Origin of the sequence: Burkholderia sp. LS-044 (genome assembly GCF_004803625.1) — a bacterium.
GTDB classification, from domain to species: domain Bacteria; phylum Pseudomonadota; class Gammaproteobacteria; order Burkholderiales; family Burkholderiaceae; genus Burkholderia; species Burkholderia cepacia.
The window spans coordinates 384609-400530 of the sequence record NZ_SSWO01000005.1; the positions used below are offsets into that span (position 1 = coordinate 384609).

14 protein-coding genes are annotated in these 15922 nt (G+C 69.4%); 9 read left to right on the forward strand and 5 right to left on the reverse strand.

What is annotated here, in order from left to right:
• Positions 1-48: 48 nt before the first annotated feature.
• The gene (locus E9536_RS16035; protein WP_136470155.1) at positions 49-831 is read right to left on the reverse strand and encodes a crotonase/enoyl-CoA hydratase family protein; all 783 of its coding nucleotides are present in this window, start codon (positions 829-831) and stop codon (positions 49-51) included.
• A 134-nt stretch (positions 832-965) separates the two neighbouring features.
• Here E9536_RS16035 and E9536_RS16040 point away from each other — a divergent pair, with 134 nt between their 5' ends.
• From E9536_RS16040 to E9536_RS16050, 3 genes are all read left to right on the forward strand, one after another.
• Positions 966-1733: a helix-turn-helix domain-containing protein gene (locus tag E9536_RS16040; RefSeq protein WP_136470156.1), complete on the forward strand. Its 768-nt coding sequence runs from the start codon at positions 966-968 to the stop codon at positions 1731-1733.
• A gap of 86 nt (positions 1734-1819) precedes the next feature.
• Positions 1820-2872 carry a CaiB/BaiF CoA-transferase family protein gene (locus E9536_RS16045; protein WP_136470157.1) on the forward strand — a complete coding sequence of 351 codons (1053 nt, stop codon included), beginning with the start codon at positions 1820-1822 and terminating at the stop codon, positions 2870-2872.
• Positions 2873-2989: 117 nt separating this feature from the next.
• Positions 2990-3238, forward strand: a complete 249-nt coding sequence (locus E9536_RS16050; protein ID WP_136470158.1) for a type II toxin-antitoxin system prevent-host-death family antitoxin — start codon at positions 2990-2992, stop codon at positions 3236-3238.
• A 185-nt stretch (positions 3239-3423) separates the two neighbouring features.
• On the opposite strand, the gene E9536_RS16060 is transcribed toward E9536_RS16050, so the two are convergent.
• Complete coding sequence (locus E9536_RS16060; RefSeq protein ID WP_011353771.1) at positions 3424-3867, reverse strand: PaaI family thioesterase; 444 nt, start codon at positions 3865-3867, stop codon at positions 3424-3426.
• Between the two features lie 271 nt (positions 3868-4138).
• Between E9536_RS16060 and E9536_RS16065 the strand changes: the two genes are divergently transcribed.
• A complete protein-coding gene (locus tag E9536_RS16065) occupies positions 4139-5758 on the forward strand; it encodes a methyl-accepting chemotaxis protein (RefSeq protein ID WP_119337266.1) in 1620 nt (539 codons plus the stop codon).
• Here the strand turns inward: E9536_RS16065 and E9536_RS16070 are convergent.
• Positions 5731-6840 (reverse strand): AGE family epimerase/isomerase, encoded by a 1110-nt coding sequence (locus E9536_RS16070; RefSeq protein ID WP_027790352.1) that lies wholly within the window; start codon positions 6838-6840, stop codon positions 5731-5733. The genes E9536_RS16065 and E9536_RS16070 overlap by 28 nt on opposite strands.
• Positions 6841-6954: 114 nt before the next feature.
• On the opposite strand from E9536_RS16070, the gene E9536_RS16075 reads away from it, so the two are divergent.
• The 4 genes from E9536_RS16075 (at position 6955) to E9536_RS16085 (ending at position 10181) form a co-directional block, all read left to right on the forward strand.
• Positions 6955-7653, forward strand: coding sequence for an MgtC/SapB family protein (locus E9536_RS16075; protein ID WP_027790353.1), 699 nt, complete (start codon positions 6955-6957; stop codon positions 7651-7653).
• Between the two features lie 92 nt (positions 7654-7745).
• Positions 7746-9149, forward strand: a complete 1404-nt coding sequence (locus E9536_RS16080; protein WP_136470159.1) for a flagellar hook-length control protein FliK — start codon at positions 7746-7748, stop codon at positions 9147-9149.
• Between the two features lie 175 nt (positions 9150-9324).
• The gene (locus tag E9536_RS41430; RefSeq protein WP_006481665.1) at positions 9325-9480 is read left to right on the forward strand and encodes a hypothetical protein; all 156 of its coding nucleotides are present in this window, start codon (positions 9325-9327) and stop codon (positions 9478-9480) included.
• Between the two features lie 221 nt (positions 9481-9701).
• Complete coding sequence (locus tag E9536_RS16085) at positions 9702-10181, forward strand: GNAT family N-acetyltransferase (RefSeq protein WP_060083820.1); 480 nt, start codon at positions 9702-9704, stop codon at positions 10179-10181.
• Positions 10182-10436: 255 nt separating this feature from the next.
• Here the strand turns inward: E9536_RS16085 and E9536_RS16095 are convergent, their stop codons facing one another.
• The gene (locus tag E9536_RS16095) at positions 10437-13523 is read right to left on the reverse strand and encodes a heavy metal translocating P-type ATPase (protein WP_136470161.1); all 3087 of its coding nucleotides are present in this window, start codon (positions 13521-13523) and stop codon (positions 10437-10439) included.
• 184 nt (positions 13524-13707) lie between these two features.
• A complete protein-coding gene (locus E9536_RS16100; protein ID WP_059699854.1) occupies positions 13708-14031 on the reverse strand; it encodes a toxin-antitoxin system HicB family antitoxin in 324 nt (107 codons plus the stop codon).
• A 452-nt stretch (positions 14032-14483) separates the two neighbouring features.
• Here E9536_RS16100 and E9536_RS16110 point away from each other — a divergent pair, with 452 nt between their 5' ends.
• On the forward strand, positions 14484-15920 hold the full coding sequence (locus E9536_RS16110; protein WP_124532286.1) for a DUF1254 domain-containing protein: 1437 nt from the start codon (positions 14484-14486) through the stop codon (positions 15918-15920).
• Positions 15921-15922: the final 2 nt, after the last annotated feature.

Consider the following 15922-nt stretch of genomic DNA (forward strand, 5'->3'; position numbering starts at 1 on the left):
GCCGGCAGACCGGCACGCGCCGGCTGCACGGCCGTGATGCGTCGGGGTTCAGCCGCGTGCGGCAAAGAGTGCGTCGACCGCCGCGCGATGTTCCGGGGTCGCGTGCGCGAACGCCTGATACGACGCCGACAGGTCGAGCACCGTGTCGAGGCTTGCATGGCGGCTTTCGCGCAGCAGGCGCTTGGTCAGGCGCAACGCGGTGCCCGAGTGGCGGGCGATGCGGCCGGCCAGTTCATGGGCGTGCGCGAGGAGGTCGGCGTCGGGCACGACGCGCGACACGAGCCCGCAGCGCAGCGCGGCCTGCGCATCCAGTGCATCGCCCGTGAACGACATTTCCGCGGCGACGGCGGCGCCGACGATCTGCGGCAGGAACCACGCGCCGCCGTCGCCGGGCACGAGGCCGAGGGCGATGAAGCTCTCGGCGAAGCGCGCGCCGTCGGCGGCGATGCGGATGTCGCACATGCACGCGAGGTCGGTGCCGGCGCCGATCGCCGGGCCGTTGACCGCCGCGATGGCCGGCACCTCGAGTTGCTGGAACGCCCGTGCAAGGCGCTGAATGCCGCGGCGGTAGCCGGACCGGATCGCGGCAAGGTCGTGCGACTCCGATTCCATGAATGCGCGCATCGCCTTCACGTTGCCGCCCGACGAGAACGTCGTGCCGGCGCCGGTCAGGACCAGCACGCGGATCGACTCGTCGCGGTTCGCGTCGTCGCAGCATTCGGTCAGTGCGTCGATCGCATCGGTGTCCGAAATGGCGTTGCGGGTTTCGGGACGGTTCATCGTGACGGTCAGGATCGGGCCCTGCCGTTCACGGATCAGAAAGGCTGCCATGGTGTCTCCGTGTGTTCTGTGCCGCGGGGCTTCACGCCGCGGGCCGAAGCCTAGTATCGTCACGACGGTTGGCGGCGGGAAATTCCGTTCCACATATGTGGAAGGCCCGTCCCGGTTGCAGCGGAGAGGGCGGGATGAGCGGAAACGTGGTCAAGAGCGCGGCGCGCGTGTTCGAGGTGCTGGAACTCTTCAGCGCATTGCAGCGGCCGCTGAGCGTGCGCGAGATCGCCACGCGTTGCGGGTATCCGGGGTCGAGCGCGGCGGCGCTGCTGACCAGCATGAAGGCGCTCGGCTATCTTTCGTACGACGACGCAACCCACGCGTATGCGCCGACCGCACGGCTCGTCAACCTTGGCGAAGCGCTCGTCGATTCGGCGGCCGGCAGCCGGCGGCACTGGCATGCCGTCGCGAAACGGCTGGCGCTGCGCACGCACGAGGCGGTCGTGATCGCGGTGCAGAGCGACCTGTACGTGCAGTACATCGACGCGGTCGAGGGCTCGCATACGATTCCGATCCAGTTCTACGCGCCGATCGGCACGCGTCGCGAGATCTGCATGTCGGGGCTCGGCTGGGCGCTGCTGAGCCTTCAGCCGGACAGCACGATCCGCCGGCTCGTATCGCGCAGCATTCGCCGGATCGGGAAATCGGGCAGGACGATCGACGAGGACGTCGTGCTCGACAAGGTCGAACAGACGCGCCGGCTCGGTTATTCCTATTCGGCGCATACGGTCACGCAGGGCGCCGCGATGATCTCGATGGTGATCGCGGACGGCTGGAACGGCCTGCCGCTGGCCATGGGCGTGGCCGGGCCCGTCGAGCGGATCGAAGCGCGTCGCGACGCGATCGTGCGGGCGATGCGGGAGGCGCTGGACGCGCAGCGTACGGATGCGGCGTCCGGCTAGCCGGGCGAGGCCGGCGCGCGCCGGCATTCGCATAGAATCGGGCGGTTTCGCCGCTCTTGTCCCGACTGCATTTCAGCGAGGCTGTCATGTCATTGAACGCGCCGCTTTCCGGCATCCGCATCATCGAATTCGAAGGTCTCGGCCCCGGCCCGCTCGCGGGCTGGATGCTCGCGGGGATGGGGGCGCGGATCACGCTGATCGCGCGCCCGGCCGGCCGCACGAGCGCGCCGGACGCATTGAAGGCCCGCGACGGCGACCTGCTGCGCGAAGGCAAGACGATCGTCGAACTCGACCTGAAGTCGCCGGCCGGCCGCGAGGCCGCGCTCGACCTGATCGCGCAGGCCGATGCGCTGATCGAGGGCCTGCGGCCCGGCGTGATGGAGCGGCTCGGCCTCGGGCCTGAAGATTGCGCGCGCCGCAATCCGAAGCTCGTGTACGGCCGGATGACCGGCTGGGGCCAGCACGGCCCGCTCGCGGCCGCGGCCGGGCACGACCTGAACTACGTCGCGCTGACAGGGCTGCTGTCGCTGTCCGCGCCGCGCGACGGCCGGCCGGGGTTGCCGCCGACCGTCGTCGGCGATGCGGGCGGCGCGCTCGGGCTCGCGTTCGGGATCGTCTGCGCGCTGTTCGACGTGCGCGGCGGCGGGCCGGGGCGGGTGGTCGACGGCGCGATCGTCGACATCGTGTCGATGCTCGGTTCGCTCGCGCTGTGGGCGCGCGCGAACGGGCAGCTCGACGGTGCGCAGCCGAGCCTGTTCCACGATGCGCCGTTCTACGACGTGTATCGCTGCGCGGACGGCGCGTGCGTGACGATCGGCGCGCTCGAGCCCCCGTTCTACGCGCTGCTGGTCGAGCGGCTCGGGCTGACCGACGTCGATCCGGCGTCGCAGTACGACCGCGCACGCTGGCCCGCGCTGAAGGCGCGTTTCGCCGACGTGTTCGCGCAGCAGCCGTCCGCGTACTGGCGCGCGCTGCTCGAAGGCACCGACGTGTGCTTCGCGCCGCTGCTGAGCGTGGCGGACGCGGTCGCGCATCCGCATAACGTCGCACGCGGGATCTATCGAACGGACGAGAACGGCCACGTGCGGGCGCGGGTGGCGCCGCGGTTTTTGCCGCTGGCGGGGGATGAGGCCGAGTAGCGCGTCGAAGCTCGCGGTTCGGGAGCAAACCCGGCGTTATCGCGAGGGCATTCTGGATAGGGCTAAAGTTGGTACCGAATCAGGTGCGGTGAAATTTCGATCGAATCAGGAGCGGACATGCCCCACACCATTCCGGCCAGCGTGACGGCGAGCGTTTCGGAGCTGAAGCGGAACCCGACGGGAACCGTGGCGGTGGGCGAGGGCTTCCCGGTCGCGATCCTGAACCACAACGAACCTGCGTTCTACTGCATCCCGGCGAAGACATGGGAGGCGATGGTCGAACGTCTCGAGGATATCGAAGACAACGCGCTCGTCGATTCGCGCGCCAACGGGAAAGTCGTCAAGGTCAAACTGGTTGACCTTTGAGTTCGCGTTGCTCGAACCGGCGTTGAAGGCGTGGAAGAAGCTCGATCGCACCGTTCGCGATCGGTTCGAGGCGAGACTTGCCGAACGGCTCGAAAATCCTCGCATTCCTTCGGCCAGGCCGTGCGACACGCGCTGTGGCTTCGGCGTTTCGCGGCTTGTCTCGTCGAACCGGCCGGTGCCGCCCGTCAGGCCGTCTCTTCCGGCGCATCCGGCATCTTCCCGTCGCCGACGCGGTTGATCGTGCCTTGCGCGATCGCGACGAGCCGTTCGTGATCGCCGTCGATGACGAACACGTGACATTGGCAGGTCGCCTGGTGCCGGCCCGCGTACACGAGCTTCGCGCGCGCGACGAGCGTGCCGTTCACGGCCGGCCGCAGATAGTTGATCTTGTATTCGGCCGTAATCACGCGCGGGCCCAGCACGAGCGCGCCGGCGAACGTCAGCGCGTTGTCCGCCAGGTAGCTGATGACGCCGCCGTGCACGAACCCGTGTTGCTGCCGCAGTTCTTCGCGCACGGGCAGGCACAGCGACACTTCGTTGTCGCCGATATGCATCAGCTCCGTGCCCAGCAGCATGCTGAACGGTTGCGCGCGCAATGCGCCGCGCGCGTGATCCGTGATGTCGGTCATCGAACTTCCTTCGCAATGAGTGCCCGCTTGCGCTGAACTCTAGGAAGGGGGCTGCGGATAAGCAAGGAAATTCGTCCGCATTTCGTGCAAATTCACGCGCGATGCGACGCGATTATTGCGTCGAATACCGAAGATCCCCCGGTTTGCCGGCGATTCCGCGGGAATGCACGAGCAACGTGAACTTTGCCGTCTCCCGGTCCTAAAGTCCGACGAAGAAATGCCGCTAATGCCGGGGCATTGCCTCATCGTCCGCTTTCCAGGAATCTCCCCCATGTTCGGAAAAATCAAGCTCGCGTCGGGTCTGCTCGGCGTGTTGACCGTGTTCTGCCTTTTCCTGTTCGCGATCGAGGCGCTCGGCTTCTGGGCGCTCACGTCGACGCGCAGCGGCGTCGACGACCTGTCGAACGTCGCGATCACGCAGGTCGGCGCGGCGAGCCAGGCCACCCAGCAACTGCTCGACGCGCGCATCAACCTGTCGCGCGCCGGCACGCGGATGGTGCGCGGCGGCCCGAAGCCGGACGACATCATCCGCCATGCCGGCGCGTCGCTCGCGGAAGCCGACAAGGCGTTCGCCGCGCTGACGGCCGTGCAGCCGGTCGACGAGACCAACCGCGCGCGTGTCGCGGCGCTCACCGAGCGCTATCGCGCGCTGCGCGGCGCGCTGGGCGAACTCGTGCAGTTCCTCGACGCCGACAACATCCAGGCATTCCTCGACCAGCCGACGCAGGGCATCCAGGACGCCTATATCGCCGAGCTGCGCCGCTTCACCGACTACGGCGGCACATCGAGCCGCTCGGCGCTCGATACGATCGACGGCGGCATGCTGTGGTTCAAGTCGGTCGGCATCGTGCTGCTGGTGGCGATGCTCGTGGCGAGCGCGGCGATCTACGCGGCCGCGCGGCGCGCGGTCGTCGCGCCGCTGGAAGAAGCCGGCCGCCATTTCGAGCGGATCGCGCAGGGCCGGCTCGATGAAGTCGTGCGGGCAGGCGGCGTGTTCGAGATCGACCGGATGCTGCGCGGCCTCGCGACGATGCAGACGAGCATCGCGGGCACCGTGCGCACGGTGCGCCAGGCGTCCGATGCGATCCATCTCGGCGCGGGCGAGATCGCGGGCGGCAACGCCGACCTGTCGGCGCGCACCGGCACCCAGGCCGCGTCGCTCGAGGAAACGGCCGCGAGCATGGAGGAGCTGACGGCAACCGTCCGTCAGAACACCGACAGCGCACGCGCGGCGAGCGCGCTGGCCGACGCGGCGCTCGAGGCGACGAGCCACGGCGGCGGCGTGGTCGACAGCGTGATCGACCGGATGCGCGGCATCGCGCAGAGCTCGGGGCGGATCGCGGAGATCATCTCGGTGATCGACGGCATCGCGTTCCAGACCAACATCCTGGCGCTGAACGCGGCCGTGGAGGCCGCGCGGGCCGGCGAACAGGGCCGCGGCTTCGCGGTCGTCGCGGGCGAAGTGCGCTCGCTCGCGCAGCGCAGCGCGCAATCGGCGAAGGAGATCAAGGCGCTGATCGAGGATTCGGTCGCGCAGATCAACGGCGGCGCGGAGCTCGTCGAGCGCGCCGGCGAAGCGATGCGGACGGTGTCGACGTCGATCACGCGCGTCGTGCAGACGATGTCCGAGATCACCTCGGCGTCGGTCGAGCAGAGCGTCGGGATCGAGCAGGTGAACCAGGCCGTCACGCAGATGGATCAGCTCACGCAGCAGAACGCGGCGCTGGTCGAGGAAGTCGCGGCGGCGGCCGCGTCGCTGAACGACCAGACCGCGCACCTGATGCAGGCCGTGTCGGTATTCGAACTGGGCGACGGCCGTGCCGCGCGCGACGAACGCGCGGCGTCGTCGTTCGCCGGGACGGGTTACGAACCGGCCGGCAGCGCCGCGTAGGCGGTCGCGAGGTGGTAGGGCGTCGTCGACGGCATGTCGGCGCGCGACACCTGCCCGTCAGCCGTCTTGCACTCGAACCAGCCGCGGGGATGCAGGAAGCGCGCGGCGAAGCGTTCGATCTGCCGTGCGAGCGGCGCGGAGGCCGGCGTGCCGCCGTGCGTCGCGAGCGCGCGCAGGTACTCCGTCTGCGCCCAGATCCGCTGCGTGCCGTCGACGCACGCGCCTTGCGCATCGAGCGCCGCGCAGACGCCGCCCGTCTGCGGATCGACACCGTATTGCTCCGCAAAGCCGAACGCGCGCGACAGCGCAGCGGGGAGCCCCGTTTGCGCGAGCCGCGCGCCGGCCGCATCGACCAGGTAGAACCACTCGAACTGATGACCGGGCTCGAAACGGTTGTCTGCCGCGCCGAGCGGCAGCTCGGCCACGCAGCCGGTCGCCGCGTCGACGAACGTGCGCTCGACGGCCTGCGCGGTGTGCGCGAGCGCGTCGTCGAACGCCGCGTCGCCGAATGCATCGGCAGCCGCGAGCCAGGCTTCGGTCAGGTGCATCAGCGGATTCTGCAGCGCTCCGCTGCCGGATGACGAGAAATCGGCGTGGCGCGCCGCATCGAGCAGCGCGTCGCCGGGATGCGGCGCGAAACGGTCGCGGATCAGCGCGGCGGTCTCCTCGGCCGTCGTGCGCGCGGCGGCGTCGCCCGACGCCGCGTACCAGGCGGCACACGCGAACACGATGAATGCGTGCGTATAGAGATCCTTGGTCGTGTCGAGCGGCGCGCCCTGCGCGTCGACGCTGTAGATCCAGCCGCCGTGGCGCGTGTCGCGAAAGCGCCGGCCCAGCGCGTCGAACAGCGTGGCTGCGTGCGCGGTGTCGCCGGCCTGCGCGAACACGAACAGTTGCCGTGCGCACGCCATTGCGCGATAACGGGTCACGGGCAGCGGCGCGTGGGTGGCCGGATCGACGGCTTCGAACGGCAGCTGCAATGTCTGGTCGAACCCTGAACCCCGCCAGATCGGCAAGACGACGTGCGCGAAATGGTGGCGCAGCTGGGCGGCCTGGGCGGAAGCGGAGTCGGAAACGGACATGACGGGGTTGAGCGCTGGGTTCGAAACGTGTCGGCGCGGCCCGGAGGATCGGCGCGGCCGGGGCCAAGGATAAAACATTCCGCGCGGCCGGCACCAAAAAAGGAGATAAATCGCATGCTGAGCAACCTGGAACTCGTGATGCGGCTCGTTCTCGCGGCGGCGCTCGGCAGCGTCATCGGCTTCGAGCGCGAGCGCCTGTCGTGGGCCGCCGGCCTGCGCACGCACATGCTCGTCTGTGTCGGTTCGACGCTGATCATGATCGTGTCGGCGTTCGGTTTCGCCGACGTGCTCGGCAGCAGCGAGCACATCATGCTCGATCCGTCGCGGATCGCCGCGCAGGTCGTCTCGGGCATCGGCTTCCTCGGCGCGGGTTCGATCCTGCTGCGCGGCGAGATCGTGCGCGGGCTGACGACCGCCGCGAGCCTGTGGTCGGTCGCCGCGATCGGCCTTGCGGTGGGCGGCGGGCTGTACGTCGCGTCGATTTCGGCGACGATCATCATCCTGATCATCCTGGCCGGCATCAAGCCGCTGGAGCGGCGCTATTTCACGGTGCGGCAGCGCCGCCAGGTCGCGCTGACGGTCGTGAGCGGCACGCTGAACTTCGATTCGCTGCATGCGGCGCTCGGCCCGGACAGTGCGCGCGTGAAGCAGTTCATCGTGCAGCGTGCCGACGACACGGGCGAGCACGACGAGGTGCGCATCGCGCTCGCGCGGGTGTCGGCGCTCGAATACCAGGCGATCTGCGACAAGCTGCGCGCGCTGAAGGGCGTGACGCGTTTTGAAGAGGGCAACGGGCTGTCGGGCGACGAATAGGCTGAATCGGCAACGGGGCATGCGACAATGGCCGACCACCGATTCCGTTCGACATCCGGTTCCGTGTTCGCGGGCCCCGCTATCCGATTTCCATGACCGAATCCGTTTCCTCGCCTCGCTCCCGTTCCCGTTCCAATCGTTCGTCGGCCCGTTCCCGCCAGCGCTCGGCTGCTGCCGCGGGGAGTACGTCCGCGAGGGCGACGGCGCGGTCCGGCAGTGCGCCGGCCGCCGACGCGTCGCGGGACGAGCGAACGCTCGACCTGTTCGGCGATCCGGTGTTCGAGCCGGGCGAGCGCGCGCCGGTTGCGGTTCGCGACGAAGCGGGGGCGCAGGCCGATGCAGCGGTCGATATCGCGGACGATGTGGCCTCCGGGCGGCAGCCCGCGCTGGACGGGTTCGGTGCGCGGGAAGGGGCGGGCGCGGCGGCACATGCGGAAGCGGTAGAGGGCGCGGTGACGCCGGAAGTCGCGACGGTGGCCCATGGCGTTTCGGTGCCGCAAGGTGAGGAGGTTGCAGATGCCGACATCGTGCCGGCCTCCGGGGCTGTTGCGATGAAGGCGGTCGATATTCCCGTGGCGGGTGGTGTTGCAACGAAGGCCGCCGATGTGCCCGCGGCCGACGCCGTCACGATGGCAGCGACCAGGCTGCAGGCGGCCGATGATACGGCGCCGAAGGTGGCCGAAGCGCAAGCAGCTGGCGGCGAAGTTGAGCCGGCTGTTGTCGCCGCTGCCGCCGCCGTCAAATCCCGCGAAGGGCGATCTTCCGGCGACGCCGTGAAGGAGCGTCGTGCGTCGTCGGGCGGCAAACGTCGGGCGACGGCCGGTGCAAGCGACGCGACAGCAGAGCAATCTGCGCCAGTCGTGACGAGCGTCGACACGGTGCGAGCGGCGGCCGGGGCGAGTCCGGCACCGGACGCGGTGTCGATCGTCGAGCCTCAGGCGTCGGCGGAGCCGACCAAGCCGGCAATCGCCGCGAACACGGCGAACACGGCGAATATTGCGAAGGCCGTGGACGCCGCGCCGCACCCCGACACCACCGTATCCCCTGCCACCCAGCCGATGGCTTCCGCTGCGTCCTTTGTCACGAAGCCGTCGGTGGAGCGCGCGCAACCGGCCGCGCCGGTCTTCGATCCGGATACGCACCTGCGTCCGCTGACCGACCGCCTCGCCGCGCTGCAGGCCGACGTCGACGGTTTGACGCGCACCGCCGATCGCGAGATGCGCCGCGTCAACCGCCTGCTGCTGGCCTTGGCCGTCGTCGTGCTGGCCGGGCTCGTTGCGCTGGTGCTTCAGACGCGGCAGATCGCGCATCTGAAGCAGGACGTCGCCACGAAGCAGCAGCGGATCGATCGCCTCGCGGCCGATCTGTCGACGCAGCAGGCAACGCTGATGACGCTCGAGGAGCATCACGAGGCGCTTCTGTCGCAAGTCGACCGGCTCCAGCGCAACGCAAATCGCGAGGCGGCTGTCGCGAAACGTGCGCACCGCACGCGCTAATCGTTTCGACCCTATCCTGGGAGCCCGACGGAGCAAGGATCGCGGTTCCGCGTCGGCGATCAGGCGCCGCGCGCATGCGGCAAACTGATGCGGTGCGCTGGCAGAGTTCAGGGAAAACCCTTAGAATAGCGTCCATCTAAGGGAAAACCCTAGCCACGTCTGTCAGGAGTCTCACATGAGCTTCATCCTCGCCCTGCTGCAAAAGATCGACGACCTCTTCGTGTCGCCCCACCTGCCGCTCGACGCCGAATACTCGTACGCTGCGCGTCGTGCCGAAGCCGAGCGCGTGCGCCGTGCGCACCTCGTGCCGATCGTCCTGTATCGTCGCTGATTCGCTGATTCGCTGATTCGCTGATTCGCTGATTCGCTGATTCGCTGATTCGCTGATTCGCTGATTCGCTGATTCGCTGATTCGCTGATTCGCTGATTCGCTGATTCGCGGCCAGCGCGGCCCCCGCCGCACCTGCCTGCCCGCTTTCCGCCGCCGCATCGCGCGCCGGCGCGACCGTCCCGCTACACTGGAAGTCCGAATCCGCTCACGGTGACCGGGCCATGCTGCAGATGCGGCCGATGACGGCCAGAGAATTCCACGCGTACCGTACGCGAGCCATCGACGGCTACGCGCGCGATCTCGTCTCATCCGGACAAAATGCTGTCGAAGACGCGACCAGCCGGGCGCGCGCCTGTTTCGACACGCTGCTGCCGGATGGCTTGCGGACCTCCGGCCAGACCCTCGTCGTGCTCGTCGACACCGCCAGCGGCGACGCGGTGGGCGACCTCTGGTACGCGATCGTGCCCGAAGGGCCGAACCGCACGCTGTTCATCTACGACCTCGACATCGTCCCGTCCCGGCGTCGCCAGGGCTGGGCCACACGCACGCTCGATGCGCTCGACGCCGAGGCGCGCCGCTATGGCATCACCGAGATCGGGCTGTCGGTGTTCAATCACAACACGGCGGCCCGCGCGCTGTATCGTGCGTGCGGCTTCGCGCCGATCACGACGACGTTGATCAAGCCGGTCATTCCGGGCTGAATCCGCTGGCAGGCGCTCAGGTGGCACTTGCGGCCAACCGGGTACGCCGCGGGCGGCCTGCACCGTCCACACTCCCGATCCTTCCTGCTCGCCGAGCCCCGAGCCCCGAGCCCCGAGCCCCGAGCCCCGAGCCCCGAGCCCCGAGCCCCGAGCCCCGAGCCCCGAGCCCCAAGCAACCGACCCCGACCATCAAACACCGACAGCCGAACGGCCCTCCGACCCTTCGACCGTCCTGCACGCGCCGCCCACACCCGCTCAGTGCGCGCGCCCTTTCCATCTCCGCAGCAGCAGCGCATTGGTCACGACGCTGACGCTGGAAAACGCCATCGCTGCGCCCGCGATCACCGGGTTCAGCCAGCCGAGCGCCGCGAGCGGCACGCCGACCAGGTTGTAGACGAACGCCCAGAACAGGTTCTGCTGGATCTTCCGGTACGTGCGTCTGGAGATGTCGATTGCATCGGCGACGAGCGCCGGGTCGCCGCGCATCAACGTGATGCCGGCCGTGTGCATCGCGACGTCGGTGCCGGTCGCCATCGCGATGCCGACGTCGGCCGCGGCAAGCGCGGGCGCATCGTTGATCCCGTCGCCGACCATCGCGACGATTCCGCCGTGCGTGCGCTTCAGCTCGGCGACGACGCGCGCCTTGTCGTCGGGCAGCACCTGCGCATGCACCTCGCCGATGCCGAGCGACGCCGCGACGGCTGCCGCGCTGCCACGGTTGTCGCCCGTCACGAGCACGCTCGCGACGCCGCGCGCCGACAGTGCCGCGATCGCGTCGCGGGCGCCCGGCTTCACGGTGTCGCCGAAAGCGATCAGCGCGAGCAACGCGCGCGGCGCATCGGCGCGCATCAGCCACGAGATCGTGTTGCCCGCGCGTTCGAGCTCCGCCGCGCGGGCGTCGAGCGCGGGCGGCACGGCGATGCCGAGCTCGTCGCGCCAGCGTGTGCTGCCCAGCGCGAGCAACTGCCCGCCGACGCGGGCTTCCACGCCGCGTCCCGCCACCGCGCGCGCATCGGCCGCGCTTGCCGGCGGCACCGCACTGCCGCGCGCGGCAACGTCGGCGTCGTGCGCGGCGACCACGGCGCGCGCGAGCGGATGGTCGCTCTGACGCTGCACCGCCGCCGCGAGCGCGAGCGCTTCGTCATGCGGTACGCCGACGGCTTCGAACGCCGTCACGGACGGCTTGCCTTCGGTCAGCGTGCCGGTCTTGTCGAACGCGATCACGGTGGTGCGCTGCGCGAGTTCGAGCGCCTGCGCATCCTTGATCAGCACGCCGCGCCGCGCCGCGACGCCTGTGCCGGCCATGATCGCGGCGGGCGTCGCGAGGCCGAGCGCGCATGGGCACGCGATGACGAGCACCGCGACCGCGTTGAGGATCGCGGTTTCCGTCCCGGCGCCGGCGATCAGCCAGCCGATCAGCGTCAGCACCGCGATACCGAGGATGGCCGGCACGAACACCTCGCTCACGCGATCGACGAGCCGCTGGATCGGCGCTTTCTCGGCCTGCGCGGATTCGACGAGGCGGATGATGCGCGCGAGCGTCGTCTCCGCGCCGATCGCGGTGGTTTCGACGACGAGCGCGCCTTCGCCGTTGATCGAGCCGGCCGTGACGGGGTCGCCGTCGTCCTTCGGCACCGGCAGGCTCTCGCCGGTGATCAGCGATTCGTCGATGTGCGAGCGACCCGACACGATCCGGCCGTCGACGGGCACGCGCTCGCCGGGCCGGATGCTGACGCGGGTGCCGACACGCACCTGCGCCAGCGGCACGTCGCGTTCGACACCGTGCTCGACGACGCGGGCCCGGTCGGGACGCAGCGCGTTCAGCGCGCGGATCGCGTCGGTGGTCTGGCGCTTCGCGCGCGATTCGAGCCATTTGCCGAAGCGCACCAGCGTGACGATGACGGCCGACGCCTCGAAGTACAGGTGGCCGGGATGGGCGGTGCCGCGCAGCAGCATCCACAGGCTCAGCCCGTATGCGGCCGACGTGCCGAGCGCGACGAGCAGGTCCATGTTGCCGGTGCGCGCCTTCACCGCGTGCCAGGCCGCGCGATAGAAGCGCGCGCCGAAGCCGAACTGGACGATCGAGGCGAGCACGAGCTGGACCCAGCCGTTCGGCATCAGGTGGATGCCGAACGGCGCGACGAGCATCGGCGCGATCAGGGGCGCGCTCAGCACCGCAGACCAGATCACGAGATCGCGTTCGCGGATCGCTTCGAGGCGCTTGCGTGTTTCGGGGTCCTGCGCGGCGCCGGCCGGCTGCGCGTCGGCGCCGGTCGTGGCGCCGGCTGACGACGCGTCGGCGAGCGACGCGCGATAGCCGGCGGTGGTGACGGCCGCGATCAGCGTGGCGGCGTCGAGGGCGCCGGCGCCGTGCACCGACGCGCGCTCGGTCGCGAGGTTGACCGCAACGCGGGCGACGCCCGGCACGGCGGCCAGCGCCTTTTCGACGCGGCCGACGCAGGACGCGCAGGTCATGCCGTCGATGTCGAGTTCGAGGTCGGCGGGGGCGGTGGAAGCAGCCGGCGGGATGGCCGCGCCAGCAACTGGCGTCGCGCCGTATCCGGCTTGTTTGACGGCTTCGGCGAGCCGGGCGGCAGTAACGTCGGGCGCGGCGTTCACGGTCGCCCGTTCGGTCGCGAGGTTGACCGACGCGCGCGTGACGCCCGGCACCTTCGCCAGTGCTTTCTCGACGCGCGACACGCACGACGCGCAGGTCATCCCGTCGATGTCGAGTTCGATGCTGGCGGGCGCGGCAGGCGAGGAGGGGGCGAGCGCGGTAAAGCCTGCATCCGTTACGGTCGGTGTCGCGCCGTAGCCGGCCTGTTTCACGGTTTCCACCAGTTGTGCGGCGGAAACGTCGGCCGTGACATCGACGGTCGCCCGTTCGGTCGCGAGGTTGACCGACGCGCGCGTGACGCCCGGCACCTTCGCCAGCGCTTTTTCGACGCGCGACACGCAGGACGCGCAGGTCATGCCTTCGATATCGAGTTCGATGGTGCTATTGGCGGGAAGCGGATGGCCGGCTGTCGAAGCGGCTGCGGCCATCGGCGCGGGCGATGCTTCGACAGGATGCGCATGCGCGGCGGCGGCGGTTTCGAGCACCGGTGCGCGGACGGCGGCACGGTAGCCGGCTGCGCCGATCGCCTCGATCAGTCGTGCGGCGTCGATGGTTTCCTGCGCAGTCACCGTCGCCGCGTGCGCGTCGAGGTCGACCGCCGCCTCGACGACGCCCGGCACCGCGGCCAGCGCCCGTTGCACGCGGCCCGTACAGCCGCCGCAATGCATGCCGTCGACGCTCAGCTCGATCGTGTGCAGCGCTGTGGAGGCAAGTGATTCTGTCATGTCGGATTCCCTGAATGCACGGCTCGTGCCGCGAATGGAACCAGTATCAACATTCCCATGATGGTAAGGTCAAGCGGTGGCAGCGCGTGCCGATGCACACAGGGTGTCACAACGCGGAAAAAGCAATCTCCCGGATTCCTGACCGACATCCGGGAGGGGCGGGCCTTTGCGCTCGACTGCGCGATCAGGCGCAGAGCTTGGCGCTCGCGAGACGATTCAGGCTGACGCCTTGCTCGGCGGCCTGGATCACCAGCGCGCGGTGTGCCTGCGGCGGGATGCGAACCTTGAATTCACCGCTGTAGGTGCGGTCGGCGATCGGCTCGGGCACCTTTTCTCCGTTTGCGGTCATGTCGCGAATGACATCGGCGACGAGCCGGCGAATACCGGCCAGCGCACCTTCCGGCGTTGCGTCGAGCCACGAAAGAGACGGGAATTCCGCGCACAGGCCAACGTGCTCCCCGTCCTCCGGGGACCACGTTACGCGGTACGTAAAGTGGTCTTGAGTCATGATTTCTGTTCCTTCAGTCGAGCGATCGCGTCGAGAACCTGTCGCACCTGATCGTTGAATCGCACGTTCGCGGGCTCGCGCCTCATGAGTTCGAGGATCTTCCATACGCTAGCCGCATCGAATGGTGTCATTAGTGACACCATTCGTCGATCGACCAGCCGGCCCCCGCACTCGAGATTGTTTCGCGTTGAGCGTGTGTCGCTCCGATATCCCCTGTTTTGTTGCAAATCGCCAGAACTATTTCGCATCTGTCGACAATACGGCTAGCGTTCGGCCAGCTATTCGGCATATTAGGGGATGCCCGTAGGCGCTATGATACCGGCCTGACATCAGCGCCCACCGTTACGCAACGTCACGAAACGGTTATCCGGGCACGCTGGGGTGCCTTGCTTTCGCCATTCGCGCGTCGCACAAGGCGTTGACTGAAAAGAACGATATTCGGCCAGTACTCGATGATTGAAAACCAGCAGGAATCAGTTTCTCTGCGGCGCGTGTGCGCGTCGCTGGCCATGGCGGCGTTGCTTGCGGGGTGCGCGTCGCAACCGGATGCCATTCAGCGGAAAACCGGCTGGATGCGCGCGGAAGTCGCCGACTCCTATGTATACGCGTATCCGCTCGTGCTGATGGACGTCGCGAAGGAAGCGGCGACCGGCGGCGACGGCGCGCAGCCGGGGCAGGCGCCGCTCAACACGCTGCGCCACGCGCAGGCGCTGCCGCCCGTCGGCGCGGTCAATCCGCCGCTGCCGGGCGTCGACACGCTCGACTCGACCGGCTGGCTCGACGTCGCCGCCGAACCCGTGATCGTCACGTTGCCCGACACGCGCGGCCGCTACTGGGACGCGCGTGCGCTCGACATGTGGACGAACGTGCTGTGGTCGTCGTCGAGCGTGGCTGCGCGCGGCACACGCGGCGGTGTGCGATCGCAAACGATTGCCTTCGCCGCGAAGGATTGGCAGGGCACGCTGCCGAAGGGCGCCGTCCGGATCGACGTCCCGTCGGCCAACGCGTGGCTCGAAGTCCGTCTGCAGACGAGCGGCGGGCGCGACCTGACGAACGTGAAGAAACTGCAGCGCGCGATCCGCGTGGTGCCGCTGTCGGTCTACACGGGCGCGGCGCGCGGCGCGTCGGTGGCGGTCCATGCGGGCAGCGCGCCGTCCGAGGCGGTGGGCGGCGGCACGCCGGCCGAGCAGGTGGCCGCGCTCGACCCGAAGGCGTTCTTCGCGCGCTTCGCGCAGGCGCTGCAGGACAACCCGGCGCCGGCCGACGACGCACACGCGCAGGCGTTGCTCGGCGACATCGGCGTGTCGGCCGGCTACCCGGTGCTGTGGACGGGCGACCGCCTCGCGGCCGCGACGGCCGGCGTCGCCGAGGCGCGCGCGCGGCTCGCGACCCCGCCGTCGAACCTGCTGAACGCGAACGGCTGGAGCTGGATCGGCGATACGGCCGGCAAGTACGGCCAGGACTACACGCTGCGTGCGTACGCGGCCTACACGCAGTTCGGCACCGCGACGCGCGACGACGAAACGCTTGCGGTCGTGCGTGTCGACAGCGACGGCCATCCGCTGAACGGAGCGAACCGCTACGTGCTGCATTTCGCGCCGGGCGCACTCCCGCCGGTTCGCGCGTTCTGGACGCTCACGCCGTATGCGACGAACGGCGCGCTGCCCGACGTCGGGTCGGCGCGCCGCTCGCTCGGCGATCGCGACCGCCTGCGCCGCAACCACGACGGGTCGATCGACATCGTCGTGTCGGCGTCGCCGGGCGGCACGCATGCGGGCAACTGGCTGCCGGCGCCGCGCGCCGATTTCGCACTCGCGTTGCGCCTGTACGCACCGAAGCCGCAGGCGAGCGACGGGTCGTGGATGCCGCCCGTCGTCGTCCGGAAATGAAC

Coding starts and splice junctions, on each gene's coding strand:
- E9536_RS16035 (WP_136470155.1), bottom strand. CDS start 831: ATGGCAGCCTTTCTGATCCGTGAACGGCAGGGCCCGATCCTGACCGTC.
- E9536_RS41430 (WP_006481665.1), top strand. CDS start 9,325: ATGAGCTTCATCCTCGCCCTGCTGCAAAAGATCGACGACCTCTTCGTG.
- E9536_RS16040 (WP_136470156.1), top strand. CDS start 966: ATGAGCGGAAACGTGGTCAAGAGCGCGGCGCGCGTGTTCGAGGTGCTG.
- E9536_RS16070 (WP_027790352.1), bottom strand. CDS start 6,840: ATGTCCGTTTCCGACTCCGCTTCCGCCCAGGCCGCCCAGCTGCGCCAC.
- E9536_RS16060 (WP_011353771.1), bottom strand. CDS start 3,867: ATGACCGACATCACGGATCACGCGCGCGGCGCATTGCGCGCGCAACCG.
- E9536_RS16065 (WP_119337266.1), top strand. CDS start 4,139: ATGTTCGGAAAAATCAAGCTCGCGTCGGGTCTGCTCGGCGTGTTGACC.
- E9536_RS16100 (WP_059699854.1), bottom strand. CDS start 14,031: ATGACTCAAGACCACTTTACGTACCGCGTAACGTGGTCCCCGGAGGAC.
- E9536_RS16080 (WP_136470159.1), top strand. CDS start 7,746: ATGACCGAATCCGTTTCCTCGCCTCGCTCCCGTTCCCGTTCCAATCGT.
- E9536_RS16085 (WP_060083820.1), top strand. CDS start 9,702: ATGCTGCAGATGCGGCCGATGACGGCCAGAGAATTCCACGCGTACCGT.
- E9536_RS16110 (WP_124532286.1), top strand. CDS start 14,484: ATGATTGAAAACCAGCAGGAATCAGTTTCTCTGCGGCGCGTGTGCGCG.
- E9536_RS16045 (WP_136470157.1), top strand. CDS start 1,820: ATGTCATTGAACGCGCCGCTTTCCGGCATCCGCATCATCGAATTCGAA.
- E9536_RS16050 (WP_136470158.1), top strand. CDS start 2,990: ATGCCCCACACCATTCCGGCCAGCGTGACGGCGAGCGTTTCGGAGCTG.
- E9536_RS16095 (WP_136470161.1), bottom strand. CDS start 13,523: ATGACAGAATCACTTGCCTCCACAGCGCTGCACACGATCGAGCTGAGC.
- E9536_RS16075 (WP_027790353.1), top strand. CDS start 6,955: ATGCTGAGCAACCTGGAACTCGTGATGCGGCTCGTTCTCGCGGCGGCG.